Below are 15,074 nucleotides of genomic sequence, written 5' to 3'. Positions count from 1 at the left end.
TTGGAGCGAGTGAGGTCGCGGTAAACGACTGTATCTATTTTGACCCGATGGTGCTGGGCTTGTTCCTCGATGTCAATTCAATGACAGCGGGATGAATATGGTGTGACAGCCGGGACCTGCAAATTGTGATCCCGATCCTGCGGACAGATTCATTCTGTGATGAAAGCGGCATCATGACGCTTTGCCGCTGGCTTGGGCCTGGCTTGCTGCTTAGTCTCTCAATAATGGCTGGAGGTACATGTATGAATCCCAAAATTGCGGCACGTCAGGCAAGGTTGCTCCAGATGCTGGAGAACAAAGAGGAGATCAGGATCGGGCGCGAGCGCGATTGCCCCCTGCCGCTTGCGCAATTGCTCAGGTTGGCCGAGGGACATCCCGATGTGATCAAGGTCTATGATCACGGGCTCACCGCCGAGGTGTTCCACCTCAAGGTGGAAGACCATCACTGGTGCCTGAAGCGGCGCCGGCAGGCGTCGCTGGTGGCCAACGTCGATGGCCAGACAGCCTTCCTCACCGAGCTCGAGCGGCGCCGTGAGATCGAGAGCCTGCGTGAGCTGCACCCCACCATCCTCTCCAACGTGGTCTGCACCAGCTTCGGCTCGGCCCGGGCCGGGGTACTGGTCTCCCCCTGGCTCAGAGGGGAGCCGGTACACGTGCTCAATGAGCGCAACCTGGCGCAGATGCTGGCCATCGAGGCCGAGCTCGCCCACTGGGGCTGGTTTGACTGGGATCCGAGCCCGGGCAACCTGCTCGACGACGGTCAGCAGATCTCGGTGTTCGACTTTGGCTACATGTGGCCCTTCGATCCCCACCACGAATTCAACTCCAACGGCCTGTCCGATCCGGAGTTTCATGTGCCGGAGCGGCTGGAGACCCGCACCCTGTCAGGTCTCTGGCTGGATGAGGCCGATCCCATGCCGCTGTTTCGCCACTGGCGCGAGCTGTGCCTGGCCTGGGCCAAGTCCGAGCTGCAATACCTGAACCGGGAAGGGGCCAGCGCCGCGGTGCTGGCACGCCTGCAAGGGCTGGTGGGGGAGTGGAGCGCGGCCCTTGGCAGCGATCAGGCGCTGGCCGCCAGCTGGTGGCGCGACATGTATCGCAGCCACCGGCTCGACATTCTGGACGATCTCAGCGGCAAGAGCTGCGGCCCGCTCACCCTGCGCCGCCTCGACTGGCTGGAGATGGCGGTGCGGGAACACTTCCCCGCGCTGGTCGACAACCTGGGGCCCGACGAGGCCGGACTCGGTCAGGCCGGACTCTTGCAAAAGCTCGCCGGTCTGCGCGAGCAGATCCAGGCCTGCCAGCTGCCGCCATCCACCCGGGTGGCGTCGGGCGCGGGCCAGGCCACCGTCTAGCGGGGCTTGCGGAGTCAAAAAAAGAGGGGCCCAGGCCCCTCTTTCTCATGACGGCTCGCCAGTGGTGACTAGTCGAGCAGCTCCTGATGGAGGCGGTTGACGATGTGGCCGGCCTCGCCCTCTTTCACCAGGAAGCAGAGGTTGTGGGCGCTGGCGCCGTAGCAGATCATGCGGATGTTGTGCTCGCGGATGGCATCGAACACCTGGCTGCCGACCCCGACGGCCTCGCTCATGCGGTTGCCGATGAGCGCTACCAGCGCGAAGCCGGTCTCCACCTCCACCTTGCACAGCTGGCCGAGCTCCGCCAGCACCTTGTCGCTCAGGATGGGCTCGCCGTTGCTCTGGCTGCCGGTGTGATCCAGGGTGAGGGACACGCTCACCTCGGAGGTGGTGATGAGATCCACCGAGATGCGGTGGCGGGCCAGGATGCCGAACACCTCGGCCAGGAAGCCATAGGCGTGGAACATGTTGAGGCTGTGCAGGGTGACCAGCACCTGCTGGCGACGCAGGGCCACGGCCCGGAACAACGGATTGGTGCTGGTGCTGGCGCGGATCCAGGTGCCACCGGCGGCCGGATCCTTGGCGGAGCCGACGAAGACCGGGATGTCCTGGCGCAGGGCGGGTTGCAGGGTGGCCGGGTGCAGCACCTTGGCGCCGAAGGTGGCCATCTCTGCCGCCTCCACGAAGCTGATTTCGGGGATGGGGCGAGCCCGGGTGACGAGGCGCGGATCCGTGGTGTAGATGCCGGGCACGTCGGTCCAGATCTCGATGCTGGCCGCATCCAGCGCCTCGGCCAGCAGGGCCGCGCTGTAGTCGGAGCCGCCGCGACCCAGGGTGGTGGTGCGGCCATCGGCATCGGCGCCGATGAAGCCCTGGGTGATGATGAGACTGTCACCGAGCACCGGGCCCAGCTTGCTCTGACAGAGCGCGCGGGTGGCGGCCAGGTCCACGCTCGCCTTGCCAAAGCGGCTGTCGGTGCGCATCAGCTGGCGCACATCCTGCCACTGGACCTTGATGCCGCGCTGATGCAAGAGCTCGGTGAACAGGCGAGTGGACATCAGCTCGCCACAGGCGATGAGCCGGTCAGCCAGCTCCGCATCCGTGTGTTGGCTGGCCTGACGGGCCATGGTGCGAATCTCGCCGAGCTGGGCGTGGATAAGGGCGCTCACCTCGGCCGGATTACCGAGGGCGGTCAGGATGGTCTGCTGGATCCCGGCCAGCTTGGCGAGCTGGGCGTCCTGGCCCGCCTCGTCGAGTTCACCCTGGGCCAGGCTCACCAGCAGGTTGGTGACACCGGCGCTGGCGCTCAGCACCACCACCCGGGTCGCCGGATTGGCCAGTACCACATCGGCACAATGGTTCATGGCCGCGGCATCGGCGACACTGGTTCCGCCAAATTTGGCGACGTTGATCGGGCTCATTGCATACTCCAGTCTTAAGGTGAAAATCCAGTTTCATCAGGCAAAAGAGAGGAGGAGGCTGAAATGGCAGGAAAGCGCGAGGATCCCGGCCAGAAGCACTCCACCCGCGGTGCCCATCCCACACCAAACCCGCTTTGAATGCGGTGTGGGATGCACACGACCGATGACAACCCGGGGGATTCAGCCCTCGCAGCCGACGTGGCGGTGTCCAGTTACCTGCCTCGTCTCGGCGCTGCTCCCCCTGACCCAAGTTCATCGGACTCTGGTGTCCTCCCTTGGGCTGCCTGGGCAGCGCTCCTCTTCTGGTGCCACCTTGGCAGGTGGCGCGTATGTAGAAATACCCCGCACTGGATTGCACTGTCAATCGAGTTTGTAAAAAAGTTAAGAATTGGCAATAACCCGGTACAAGATCAATCAGTTACAAGCAGGTCTCATACAAACAGTTACAGGATCGTCCTCGACAAGACCTTGGAGCGGCGCTGCCAGTTGTAGAGCCGCTGGCGCTCGACCGGCAAGTCCTCCACCTCCAGCGGCTCGAAGCCCCGCTCCCGGAACCAGTGGATGGAGCGGGTGGTGAGCACGAACAACCGCGTGATGCCGAGCCGTTTGGCCCGCTCGGCCACCTTGGCGACCAGCTGATCGCCGCGGTTGGAGTTGCGGTATTCGGGGTGGATGGCGACGCAGGCCATCTCGGCCATCGCCTCCTCCATGAAGCAGTAGAGGGCGGCGCAGCCGATGATGAGGCCGTCGCGCTCTATGATGGTGAACTTGTCGATCTCCATCTCCAGCTGCTCGCGGGAGCGGCGCACCAGTATGCCGTCCTCCTCCAGCGGGCGAATGAGATCCAGGATGCCGCCGATGTCCTCGATGGTGGCGGCCCGCGCCCGCTCGGCGCTCTCGCGCACTATCTGGGTGCCGAGGCCGTCGCGACTGAACAGCTCCTGCAGCATGGCGCCGTCGTCCTGGTAGCTCACCAGGTGGGAGCGGGGCACGCCGCCGCGGCAGGAGGCGATGGCGGCGCGCAGGTAACGGGCGGTGCCGGACATCTCCTCGCCGGCCTGCTCCAGCTCTACCAGCAGCTCTTCGGCCTGCTCGGGGAAGAGCTCGGAGATGGCCTCGCCGTGTCTGTCCATCACCCCCTGGGTGCTGCTAAAGCAAATGAGCTTGTCGGCTTTGAGATCCACCGCGACCCGCCGCGCCACCTCTTCCGAGCTGAGGTTGAAGCTCTCGCCGGTGACCGAGCAGCCAATGGGGGAGATGAGTACCAGTCCCTGCTGATCCAGCTGGCGGCCTATCCCCTCCACGTCGATGCGGCGCACCCGGCCGCTGTGGCAGTAGTCGATGCCATCTTCCACCCCGAGTGGCTGGGCGGTGACGAAGTTGCCGCTCACCACGCTGATGCGTGCGCCCTGCATGGGGGTGTTGGCCAGGCCCATGGAGAGCTGGGCGGTGATGTCGTATTGCAGGCCGCCGCACACCTGCTTGATGATGTCGAAGCTCTCGTCATCGGTGACTCTGATGCGTCTGTGGTACTGCGCCTCGATCCCGGCGCGGGCCAGCGCCTCGTCATTTTGTGGGCGTGAGCCGAACACCAACACCAGGCGGATCCCGAGGGTCTGCAGCAGGGCGATGTCGCTGACGATGTTGGCAAAATTGGGGTGGCAGATGGCTTCCCCGCCCATCATCAGCACGAAGGTGGCCCCCCGGTGCACGTTGACATAGGGGGTTGACTGCCGAAAGGCATAGACCAGGCTCGGTTCGCGTTCACGCACGTGAGATTTCTTCCATAAAAAAACAGCAATTCGCTCAATATATGAAAATAAATTCACAAATCAAGACTAAATATTGGTTTTGCGGATTTGTTGTCTCCTTTTTATCCGACCAGGGCGCCGCGACATCATAGGGGCTGAGCCAGGGCCAACGGCAAGGGGCTCGCCCGCGCGAGGCCGCGTTCCCGGTTGATCCGGCCTGATAACCTGTTATCTTCGATATTCCTTTTCGTCAGTTGCGCGATGGCGCAGGTTTTTATACAAGGACAGGGCAGATGGAGCAGATTATTTCACCGGCAGAGGCGCTGCCGGGACGACGCGAGGCGCTGGTGATAGGCCAGCAGCATGCGGTGAATAGCCACCCGACCCAGGGTCCCTGGCCCGAGGGAATGGAGCTTGCCTGGTTTGGCATGGGGTGTTTCTGGGGCGTGGAGCGCCTGTTCTGGCAACAGCCGGGTGTCTATTCCACCGCCGCCGGCTATCAGGGCGGGCTGACCCCCAATCCCACCTACAAGGAAGTGTGCAGCGGCCTGACCGGCCACGCGGAGACGGTGCAGGTGGTGTTCGATCCCAGGGTCATCAGCTATGGCGATCTGCTCAAGCTGTTCTGGGAGCAGCACGATCCGGCTCAGGGCATGCGCCAGGGCGGTGACATCGGTACCCAGTACCGCTCGGTGATCTTCGTTGATGACGACAGTCAGGAGGCCATCGCCCAGCAGAGTCAGGCCGCCTACCAGCAGGCGATGATGGCGAGCGGCGATGTCCGTGCCATCAGCACCCGCATCCTGCCGCTGGCGCCCTTCTATTACGCCGAGGATTACCATCAGCAGTATCTGGAGAAGAATCCGGAAGGTTACTGCGGCCTCGGCGGGATCGGGGTCTGCCTGCCGCCGAGTCTGAACCGCTGAGAGCGTCGTTCAACCACAAAAAGGGGCCGTAATGGCCCCTTTTTCATGCAATTGAAAAAAAACTGAAAAAAATTTGTCATGGCGGGGAACTTAACTGAACTTCAGCTGCCTTACAGGGTAGCTACCATGGATGGCAGCCAAGACCAGACACATTTCTTGCCTCGATATTCATTTAACTTAGACAAGCGCGATGAATTGAAAATGATAGCAAGCAGGGCTGCCCGATGAGGCGGCCCTTTTCATTTGGCGTGGTGCAAGGGGGTTGATCCGGGGGAGGGGCCTTGAGCGCGGCCTAGCCGATGGTGCTGTCGAACAGGTTCTTGATGAGATCGATGAACTCATTGAGGAAGGCCTGCTGCTGCGGGGTCGGCGCACGCAGCCAGACGGCGGAGAGTACCTCTTCCAGATCGGCGACCACGGCGTCGGCTTCCTGCATGATCATGAAGCGCACCTTGGGATCTAGCTGGGGGTTCTGCTCACAGATGGCCATCAGGTTGTCGGCCACCCGGCCGCTCACCAGATCCTCGATGGTCTGGGAGCCGGCGCCTTGCTGCTGGCTCTCGAACAGTCCCAGACTCTCGACCAGATACTCTACCAGTGCGATGTAACCTTCGCTCTCTACCACCATGATGGCTGCCTTCATTGATTATTATGGGAAATTTGGGGGTATTTTAGTGGCTGGCCCTAGCTTGGCAAGCGGCAGTGGAGGCGATGGCGGATAAAACTCACCCCGCCGCGTTCAACGGTTTCCAATCCGGCCAGCTCGAAGCCGTGGCGCAGGAACAACCCGTGGCTAAAGGCGCTCGCCTCCGTGGTCAAGGTGCGCAGGCCGAGCCGCCGTGCGGCCTGCAGCGCGGTCTCTAGCAGCAGGCTGCCGAGCCCCTGGCGCTGATAGTCGGCGCTCACATAGAGCAGGCTGAGGTGGCCGTTGTCGCCGAGGGTGACAAAACCAAGGGGCGTGGCTTGCTCCGCGTCCTGTCCCGTCCCCTGTGCTTCGCCTTTTTCCTCCGCCAGCTCAATCACCCAGCCGTGGTGCTCGCGCAGCTGGCTGGCGAGGCCCGGATGGCGGGCGCCGAGGGCCCATTGCTCCACTTGCTCCGGGCTGTAGTGCTCGGGGCCGAGGCGGCGTACCGATTGCTCGAACAGGGCGCACAGCAGCGGGATATGCTGCTCATTAAGCGATACCGTGCGGATGGATGCGGTATTTAGCGGGGTTGGCCTCTCGTTCATGCTGCCCCGGCTCCAGAAGTCGGCGCCTGTGGCCGTTTGGCTTTCGGCAAACCCGCCACCACCCGCTGGTAGGAGTGTTCAATCCAGCCCTGCCAGAGTTCGGTGTCGAGACTCTCGGTCAGGGTCACCGTGTTCCAGTGCTGCTTGTTCATGTGCCAGCCCGGTTTCACTTCGGGGTGGATCTCCCGCAGCAGCAGCGCGAGCTCGGGCTCGCATTTGAGGTTGATGGTGAGGGGCTCGGCCTGCCAGTTCACCAGGGCGAACATCTTGCCGGCGATGCGATAGACCAGAAACTCAGGGCCAAAGGGGGTATCTTCGGTGGCGCCGGGCTGGCTGAGCAGAAATTCACGTAACGAGGCGAGGGTCATGCAAGACTCCGTGCTGGTCCGATGATGGGTGGCAGCATATTCAGCGGGGTGCCCCATCTGTTAATATGCCCGCCGAGTATATCCCCCAACCTCCCGGGAGCCCATAAGATGTTGTACCACAAGACCTTTGAGCTAAGCCCCGAGCGAGATTGGGTGGTGTTCGTGCACGGCGCCGGCGGCAGCTCCTCCATCTGGTTCAAGCAACTGCGCGCCTATCGCGAGCACTTCAACGTGCTGCTGCTGGACTTGCGCGGACACGGCCAGTCCAACCAGCTGCAACAGGTGGTCAAGGGTCACTACAGCTTCAAGGCCGTGACCGAAGACATCCTGCGGCTGCTCGATCACCTGCGCATCCCCCGTGCCCACTTCGTCGGCATCTCGCTCGGCACCATCCTCATTCGCCACCTGGCGGAGCTGTGCCCGGAGCGGGTCAAGAGCATGGTGCTCGGCGGCGCCATCCTGCGCCTCGACATCCGCTCCCAGACGCTGGTGCAGCTCGGCCGGGTCGGCCAGCACATCCTGCCCTACATGTGGCTTTACCGGCTGTTCGCCTTCATCATCATGCCGCGCCAGCACCATCAGGAGTCCCGCAACCTGTTCGTGCGCGAGGCTCGCAAGCTGTGCCAGAAGGAGTTCAAACGCTGGTTCCGGCTTGCCACCGAGGTCAACCCCCTGATGCGCTACTTCAAGGAGCGGGCGCTACCGATCCCGACCCTCTACCTGATGGGAGAGGAGGATCATATGTTTATCGCCCCGGTGCGCGAGCAAGTCGCCCGCGATCCCTACAGCCAGCTCGAAATCATCGAGAAATGCGGCCATGTCTGCAACGTGGAGCAGCCAGAGCACTTTAATCGGCAGTCGTTGGCGTTTATATCCAGTCAGACGGTCGTGGCGTAAGCCATTTAATTGGGTAAGCTGAGCAGAGCGAAGCACAATCGCGGGATATTTAGACATAAGGCTCGATTACCAAATTTACTAACGTTAGAAAACGCTTTGCTATTCTAACTTAGAGCCCTAAGGGGTTGGAACAATATTTTCCGTGCTTTGGACATCATAAATTCTTCCTGAAAAATGTGACTTCAATCTATGGTCTAGTAACGCTTTGAAAATATCTGGGCATGATTCAATAGTTGGTGATATTTTACCATTTTGGTCGAAGATTATTTTTAACCCAAAACTTGCATACTCAGTTCTTAGGTTTTGCATAAAAATGGGATCTAGATAATTTCCTTTTTGGCGAATTGAGGAGGCTCTGCGAAGCTGGATTGCATTATTTCCAATGTACGCTTTCATTACTTCTAATTCGGTGAATATATTTTTAAAGTTAGGTTCTAAAAATAACTCTGAAAAATCTGTAGCATGAGCTTCTTTGTAATTAAGTATGGATTCAAAAAAACGTTTATTGGAAATGAATATATGATTGTCTAAAATAAAGAAGTCAAAGTTTTTGGCTAGATTGAAAGTTGGCGAGTCATCAATTTCTAGGATGTTAGCTTTAAAAAGAGTGTTAATGCTCCCAGTGCGTTTTTTTGTTTTCCAAGAGTCATCAGATTTTTTTACACAATATAAATTTCCTGTGGCACAGGAAATTTTAACTGCATAAAAATCCGCATTTTGCATTCTAGTTATTTTTTTAACCTGTTTTGCCGGTGTCTGATCTAATGACTCCGATATGATCTTATCTGCGTGTGTTTCAATGGCCTGAATTAGTAATGCACTACCTTCATTATTTTGAGCTAGCAAACTATATTCTATGGTTTCAGTCATAGCTGCGCGACACTGTACTGCTGTGTCTTTTAGTTTCTGAATTACATCATCACTTAAGCTAACCCAGTAACTGCTGACTTTATACTGTGGTGGATTTCCGGAGGTTGATTTTTTAAAAACCCATAAATTAACTTGAGAGTTTTGAATGTCGAAACTATGTAAATCTTCAATGTTTGCCACAGTCTATTCCTTTTTGATAATTATATCTTGAATTGTTTCTATCTCATAAGATTTATTTGGTTCAAATTCTGTTCGTCCTAATGACTTAGCTACTAAGTCGTTAGGGCTACCGACAAAACTGTACTTTATTTCGTATAGTTTCCACCCAAGAGCAATGAGTATTGGATTAAGTATAATTTGCCCTGATTTATATGACAGCCAAAACAACCAGAAAAGAAAAACAATAAATCCAATAAATTTACTAATTTCTGAATACTGAATGCTCATAAAGGAGACAACGTAGGGTAATACATAGTTCATTAGATCGGTTGGTATATTCTTAACTTCCTTTATCAGTATTTTTTGCGAGGGAGTTTTTATTCTAAGGGTAATTATTGTAACAATAAAGCATGCTAAGCATAGGAGAAAGAAGCCAATAGATAATTCAGGATTCGCAAAAGGGATTGCGCATTTCTCTAACTGACCAAAGGGTTCTGAACAAAAATCAAGCCCCATCATTTCATATTTAAAATCTTGGGATAAAAGTATCATACTCAAAGGTAAATATGAGCCTGTGAATATTACGGCTGCTGGAATTAATCTTAGTTCCACAATATCCTCACATGAGTACCTGCATGATGATAAAAAAGGTTGGTAATTAGTAATTTTAAAGTGCTTTCTTCGGGAAGAGGGTGATATTTATCTAGTTGGCTGATTTCACCTCACATTCTCGGTATAGCTACCGCATGGGGTTTCAACTCCCTGAGTACTGCGTCTAACCAGATTGAAGAGGGGTTATCATAGGCGTTCCTCGGCCCTTTGGCAGCGGTGAGTGCCAGACGAGCATGGTATCAAATGCAGGCCAGCCTTGTTGAGTGAAAGCGCAACTAACTCGTGGGATTTGAATGAAATCTTGATGTCGGTCAGATTTTGACGGATGTCTACCAAGATAGTTGGGGCTGGTGAACAAGAAAGTGGTAAGCAGGGGACGCGACCATAAGCTGGGGTCTCAGTACCCCGTCATCTCCAGATAGCCCAGCCCTTGGGCATCTCCTTCTACCGTCACTGCCCCTTCCCAGTAGTCAAAGCGGCCGGTCATGGCCTGATTGGGTTGGCGAGCACGGATGCGGAGGTTCATATCGGCGGCCTTAAGCTGCCATTCGATGGGGTAGGGCTGGCCCTTGGGGCCGCGCCAAGTCTTGCCGGGAGTGAGAATGATGGAGTCGGGGGAGAGCAACCGGCTACTGCCATCGCGCTCAATCAAAATGCCGTAGCGGTTCTCCGGTTCGGGGTGGCCAGCCTTGGTGCGAAGGCGAAACAGCATCAGCTCGCGGCCGTCATTAAGTTGCAGCGAAAACCAGTCCCAGCCCGCCTGCCACTCCGCCAGCACCGAGCTGCTCCACTCGTGATCGAACCAGCCCTGGCCGCTGACTTTGCGGGTTTCCCCATCCAGGGTCAGGGTGCCGCTAAGTGCCAGGCGCGGGAAGGAGTAGTAAAACGAGGCGTTACCCGGGCTCTTCTCGCTGTAACCGGCTTTGCCTTGCAGCACTGCGGGTTTACGATTGCTCACCTCAAGTTCCAGCTGAGCGATGGCGCTATCGACCTTGAGCCGCGCCGGAAATAGCGCTTCTCCCTCGGATTTGAGTAGCCACTCCCTTAGCCAATATTCGCCGCCACTGGCGCCCGCCAAGCCCGGCCCCTGACGGCTGGTGCGCTCGTCCTGTAGATGCTTGCCGGTGGCGAGATCCGTGATGGCAAACTGCGCCAGCCAGAGCTGGGGGGTTAACCAGGGACTGGCAAGCGGTTGCTCTCGCTTTGAGCCTTTCTTATCAGCTGTCTGCCTGCCAATTCCTGGTTTATCAACCCCTTGCCAATCGACCCCCTGACGAAACAGCGTCCACTGCAGGCCGTACTCGCGCCCCTGCTCGTCTTTCAGGTTGCCGGTGAGATACCACCACTCGGATCGGTAGTCCGGGTGGGCGCCGTGATCGGCGGGCAAGTTCACTGCCAGCCCCGGCTGCGCCTTTTTAAACTGATCGCCACCACTGCCCAGCAGGGCGCCGAGATCCTGGGCTTGAACGCTGGTTGCCAGCACGGCAAGCAGGGCGGCCAGCAGCTTGGCCCGCAGTAAGCACTTCATACCACTCTCCTTGCGGCAAACCAGGAGGCGAGCGCGGCGCAAAGCGGCGCCAATAATAGCGCCGTGATGGCGTGACGGGGGGCGGCCTCGAACGCCAGCCGCCAGCCGAAGGCGCGGGGGTTGACCACCTCGATCAGCACCCAGGCCAAGCCATAGCCCACCGGCAGGGCGAGCAGGGCGGTGAGTAGCCCGAGGCCCGCCCCTTGCCACACCAGCAGCAAGCGACAGCGGCGTGGGCTCAGCCCCAGGCTTTGCAGGGTCTGCAGCTCGCTGCGCCGCGCCAGTCCCAGCACCATGAAGGCGGAGCCGATGCCGACGAAGGCAATCCCCAAAATCAGCAATTTCAGCAGCTCGGTCACCACGAAGGTCTGATCGAACACCTTGAGCGCCGCGGTGTGGATGGCGGGGGCGGGCAGCAGATTTATCCGCTCGCCAAAGCGGGCTCGCAGGCTGTCGGCGAGCGCCACCGGCGTCTTGCTGAACAGGGCGAGGGACTGCACCGGGCCGCCTTCGTAGGCGTGCAGGAGCTGACCCTTGTCACTGCCGTAGTCCTGATAGACGCCGGTGACCCGGACCTCCCGTGGGCCGGACTCCCCACTGATAGCGAGGCGTTGACCCACCCTGACCCCGAGGCGCACCGTCAGCGGCTCGCTCGCCAGCACCTCGTCCGCCCGCTCGGGCCAGCGCCCCGCCAGCAGGGGATAGGCCGCCTTGAGGGGCGGGATAAAGTCCATCTGGGCCCACTCTATGGGTTGCCCCTGCCAGCGGGCGGGCTGCACCGAGCGGCGCGAGCCTTGCGCCACCGCCGGGCTTGCGAGGATCGTCTGCAGCATCGCCTCGTCCAGCATGCCCCGGCTGCCCGCCACCCCCTTGGGGGCGCTGACATAGAGATCGGCGGCGAGGCGCTGGTTCAGCCAGATCTCCACACTGGTGCGAAAGCTCGACACCATGACTCCGATGCCGATGGCCGCGGCGATGGCGAGTTGCAGCGCCATCACGGCGATGGCGGTGCGATCCAGATGGTATTGGGTCTCGGCCACCGCGAGCCGGGTGGTCAAGCCACGGCTGCGGCGACGCAAGCGGCCGAGGATACCGCGCAGGGCATCCGGCAGCGCGAGCGCCATGGCCAGCAGCCAGCCCCCGGCGACGAGTAGGGCGCCGGGCAGGCCGGTCTGGGGCAGCCACAGGCAGAGTGCGCACAGCAGCAGGATGACCAGCGCCAGCAGGCGTCTGCGCCAGGGATGAGCGTCCGGGCGGGTGCCCCCCTCGCGCAGTTGCAGCGGCGATTGGCGCAGCAACTGCCACCAGCCGGGCAGGTTGGCGGCGAGCGTCCCCAGCAAACCGATGGCGGCGGCCTTGAGCAGGCCGAGCGGGGAGAGGCGCAGCAGATCGAGGGGGTTGGGGCCATAAAGGTCGGCCAGCGCCTGGGTCAGTTGCCCCATCAGCCCGGCGGCGAGCAGCACCCCCGAGCAGCAGGCCGAGCAGGGTACCGACAGAGGCCAGCAGCGTCAGCTCCAGCCAGAGCCAGAGCAGCACCCGGCGCGGCGGCATCCCCAGGATGATCAGCTGGGCGAGCTGAGGGCGGCGCACGCTCTGCACGAAGCGCTGGGCGTTGAACACCAAAAATAATCCCACCGCCATGGCGAGCAGGGAGAGGGCGCTGAGGTTCAAGGCCAGCGCATCGCCGAGCAGGCTGGCATCTAGCGCCGGGCTGATGGGCTCGAGCCACAGCGGCTTATTGGGGAGATAGGTGTGCAGGGCGGCCTGCAGCGTCGCGGCCTCGGCGTTGCTCAGCTTGAACAGGATGCGATCCAGATGGCCGTTCTTGCCGAGCAGGGGCTGGGCGATGCCAAGGTCGGTGAGCAGCAGCCGCTCCATGGGAACGGCGCCGGGGGTGAAGGTGCCCGCGAGCGTCAGCTTCAGTGCCCGCTCACCCAGTACAAAGGCGCGCGTCTCGCCGATGGCCCAGCCGAGCCGTTTGGCCTCCGGGCTCGCCAGCCAGATGGCGTCGGCCCGGCTCAGATCCAGGCTGGAATCACCCTCGCGCTTCATCTCGCCGAGCAGGGGACCGAGGGGGCCGGGGTTGAAGAGATCGATGCCGAGCAGCTGGAAGCTGCGGCCCTGCTCGTCTTTGAGCCATGCGTGCACCTGGGGCAGGGCGGTGAGGGCGCGTTGGCCGCGCACCAGCTTCACATAAAGCTGTTCATCCAGCCCGCCGCTTGGCGCCAGCCGGTAGTTGGCTTCCCCTGCCAGCTGGCTCCTGGCGGCGACGAAGTTGGTCTGGGCGCTGTGGTTGAGCAGATCGATGGCCACCACCAGGGAGACCCCCAGCATCAGCCCGAGCAGGCTCATCAGCAGCAACCAGGGGTGCCACCGATAGAGCCGCAGCAGTGCCTTTAGCGGCAGCATGGTGTTGCTCCGCACGCGGGATCAGCGGCTCGATTTTCCGCCCGATCAGCCATGGGCGGGGCCCTTGAGCGCGATCAGTTGCCCCCCTTCGAGGCGCAGCACCCGGTCTGTCAGGGCGCTGTAACCGGGGTTGTGGCTCACCAGCAACAGGCCGGCTCCGGTCTCTTTGACCGCCGCCATCATCAGCGCCATCACCTGCGCGGCGTTGTGCTCGTCGAGGCTGCCGGTGGGCTCGTCGGCGAGCAGCCATTGGGGTCGGTGGATCAGCGCCCGGGCCAGGGCGACCCGCTGGCGCTGGCCGCCGGAGAGCTGCTCCGGCCAGGCGTGGCGCTTGTCCGCTATCCCCAGGCGCTCGAGCAGGGCATCCAGCCGCGCCATCTCGCGGGGCAGGTGGTTTATCTCCAGCGGCAGGCAGAGGTTCTCTTCCACGGTCAGGGTCGGCAGCAGGTTGAAGTCCTGATAGACGATGCCAAAATGCCGGCCGCGCAGGCGGGCCAGCTCGTCCTGGGATTGCTGGTCTAGCCGAGTCTCCCCGAGCCAGATCTCCCCCTCATCCGGCGGGATCAGACCGGCGATCAGGTTGAGCAGGGTGGACTTGCCACAGCCGCTCTGCCCCAGCAGCAGGCAGCTTTCCCCCGCGCCGAGACTGAGATCCAGCCCCTCGAACAGGGGACTCGTCTCACCGCCATTGTGGAAGCCTTTACTGAGATTGCGCAGGGTCAGCATGGGATAACCGGTTGATGGTCAATGGCTTTCACTATGCCAGTTAGTGATCACGGCTGCAAAAGGGATGAGGATCCTCGCTGGATCCCGCTCGCCAGAGGTGGTTAGAATAGAGGCTTCCATGGGTCGCAGGATGAGCAAGGATGTTACACAAGCAAGTCAGTTTTATCATCGACAGCAAGGGCACCAAGCAGGCTGCCGTGGTTCCCATCGACATCTACAACGAGCTGATGACCCTGCAAAAGGCGCTCTCCGACAACAAGCCGGGGGAGCGTGAGCTCTACCACTTCAACGGCAAGGGCGCCGAGGCCCATGGCTATCCGGTCGGCAAGCGGCAGAACCCCGGTTTCATGGTGCAGGCCGGCTCCACCGCCAACGGCGAGGACGCGGCCTCCCTGCGCGAGGCGGTGATCGAGCTGCGCCAGGATCTGCTGGGCAAGGGGGTGATAGGCCCCCGCAGCGAGGGGGGCTTCGTGTTCATCGCCGATCAACTGTTCAACAGCCCGAGCCTCGCCGCCAGCCTGGTGGCGGGCAACAACCGAAGCGGCCTGGACGCCTGGCAAAACAGCGCCGGCTATACCCTCAAGCAGTCCGGTTTTGGCAAGAAATAGGCTCAAGTTCATCAGCAGGGCTAATGATTGAGCCAAGTTGATAAGATTTTTTTTAAAAATGTGAGCCGATAGCGGCCTCCGAGGATCTGGATATTGCCCTCTCGCCGGATCTGAACGGCTGATAGCACGCGGTCCCGGCGCCACTTTTTATCGATGATGAGTCGATGAAAGTAGCGCCGGGGCCGCGTTTTTTATGGCCTATTTCTGCTTGCCG

13 protein-coding genes, 1 pseudogene and 1 riboswitch are annotated in these 15,074 nt (G+C 60.2%); of the genes and pseudogenes, 4 read left to right on the top strand and 10 right to left on the bottom strand.

The features are described 5' to 3' along the window. The first annotated feature begins 242 nt into the window (after nt 1-242). Entirely contained in the window at nt 243-1,355 is a 1,113-nt protein-coding gene (locus tag ACZ9IL_RS09370) for a hypothetical protein (RefSeq protein WP_476003265.1), read from the top strand. Nucleotides 1,356-1,423: 68 nt separating this feature from the next. Here ACZ9IL_RS09370 and lysC read toward each other — a convergent pair whose 3' ends face one another. Next, a complete protein-coding gene (gene lysC / locus ACZ9IL_RS09365; protein ID WP_476003264.1) occupies nt 1,424-2,776 on the bottom strand; it encodes a lysine-sensitive aspartokinase 3 in 1,353 nt (450 codons plus the stop codon). Nucleotides 2,777-2,861: 85 nt separating this feature from the next. After that, nucleotides 2,862-3,086: riboswitch (Lysine riboswitch) on the bottom strand. 133 nt (nt 3,087-3,219) lie between these two features. Further along, entirely contained in the window at nt 3,220-4,548 is a 1,329-nt protein-coding gene (gene argA / locus ACZ9IL_RS09360) for an amino-acid N-acetyltransferase (RefSeq protein ID WP_476003263.1), read from the bottom strand. A gap of 272 nt (nt 4,549-4,820) precedes the next feature. On the opposite strand from argA, the gene msrA reads away from it, so the two are divergent. Next, nucleotides 4,821-5,453, top strand: coding sequence for a peptide-methionine (S)-S-oxide reductase MsrA (gene msrA, locus ACZ9IL_RS09355; protein WP_476003262.1), 633 nt, complete (start codon nt 4,821-4,823; stop codon nt 5,451-5,453). Between the two features lie 292 nt (nt 5,454-5,745). Here msrA and ACZ9IL_RS09350 read toward each other — a convergent pair whose 3' ends face one another. Genes ACZ9IL_RS09350 through ACZ9IL_RS09340 form a run of 3 tightly spaced genes read right to left on the bottom strand, consistent with a single transcriptional unit; the run spans nt 5,746 to nt 7,051 of the window. After that, a complete protein-coding gene (locus ACZ9IL_RS09350; protein WP_476005332.1) occupies nt 5,746-6,081 on the bottom strand; it encodes a DUF3802 family protein in 336 nt (111 codons plus the stop codon). A 56-nt stretch (nt 6,082-6,137) separates the two neighbouring features. After that, a complete protein-coding gene (locus ACZ9IL_RS09345; protein ID WP_476003261.1) occupies nt 6,138-6,683 on the bottom strand; it encodes a GNAT family N-acetyltransferase in 546 nt (181 codons plus the stop codon). After that, entirely contained in the window at nt 6,680-7,051 is a 372-nt protein-coding gene (locus tag ACZ9IL_RS09340) for an MmcQ/YjbR family DNA-binding protein (protein WP_476003260.1), read from the bottom strand. Before ACZ9IL_RS09340 ends, ACZ9IL_RS09345 begins: the two co-directional genes overlap by 4 nt. Before the next feature lie 108 nt (nt 7,052-7,159). Between ACZ9IL_RS09340 and ACZ9IL_RS09335 the strand changes: the two genes are divergently transcribed. Next, complete coding sequence (locus ACZ9IL_RS09335; RefSeq protein ID WP_476003259.1) at nt 7,160-7,948, top strand: alpha/beta fold hydrolase; 789 nt, start codon at nt 7,160-7,162, stop codon at nt 7,946-7,948. A 117-nt stretch (nt 7,949-8,065) separates the two neighbouring features. Here ACZ9IL_RS09335 and ACZ9IL_RS09330 read toward each other — a convergent pair whose 3' ends face one another. The 5 genes and pseudogenes from ACZ9IL_RS09330 to ACZ9IL_RS09310 all read right to left on the bottom strand — a co-directional run bounded on the left by ACZ9IL_RS09330 (nt 8,066) and on the right by ACZ9IL_RS09310 (nt 14,252). After that, nucleotides 8,066-8,998, bottom strand: coding sequence for a Kiwa anti-phage protein KwaB-like domain-containing protein (locus ACZ9IL_RS09330; protein ID WP_476003258.1), 933 nt, complete (start codon nt 8,996-8,998; stop codon nt 8,066-8,068). 3 nt (nt 8,999-9,001) lie between these two features. Next, a complete protein-coding gene (locus tag ACZ9IL_RS09325) occupies nt 9,002-9,589 on the bottom strand; it encodes a hypothetical protein (protein WP_476003257.1) in 588 nt (195 codons plus the stop codon). A gap of 397 nt (nt 9,590-9,986) precedes the next feature. Next, entirely contained in the window at nt 9,987-11,117 is a 1,131-nt protein-coding gene (locus tag ACZ9IL_RS09320) for a lipocalin-like domain-containing protein (RefSeq protein ID WP_476003256.1), read from the bottom strand. After that, nucleotides 11,114-13,526 (bottom strand): annotated as a pseudogene (locus ACZ9IL_RS09315) (FtsX-like permease family protein). Before ACZ9IL_RS09315 ends, ACZ9IL_RS09320 begins: the two are co-directional and overlap by 4 nt. 45 nt (nt 13,527-13,571) lie before the next feature. Beyond that, on the bottom strand, nt 13,572-14,252 hold the full coding sequence (locus ACZ9IL_RS09310) for an ABC transporter ATP-binding protein (RefSeq protein ID WP_476003255.1): 681 nt from the start codon (nt 14,250-14,252) through the stop codon (nt 13,572-13,574). Between the two features lie 140 nt (nt 14,253-14,392). On the opposite strand from ACZ9IL_RS09310, the gene ACZ9IL_RS09305 reads away from it, so the two are divergent. After that, nucleotides 14,393-14,860, top strand: a complete 468-nt coding sequence (locus ACZ9IL_RS09305; RefSeq protein ID WP_476003254.1) for a DUF4357 domain-containing protein — start codon at nt 14,393-14,395, stop codon at nt 14,858-14,860. Nucleotides 14,861-15,074 lie beyond the last annotated feature (214 nt).

This window comes from Aeromonas sp. TECH754 (assembly GCF_056279295.1).
The sequence above is the reverse complement of the archived record's forward strand: the minus strand, read 5'-3'. Positions and strand labels throughout refer to the sequence as shown.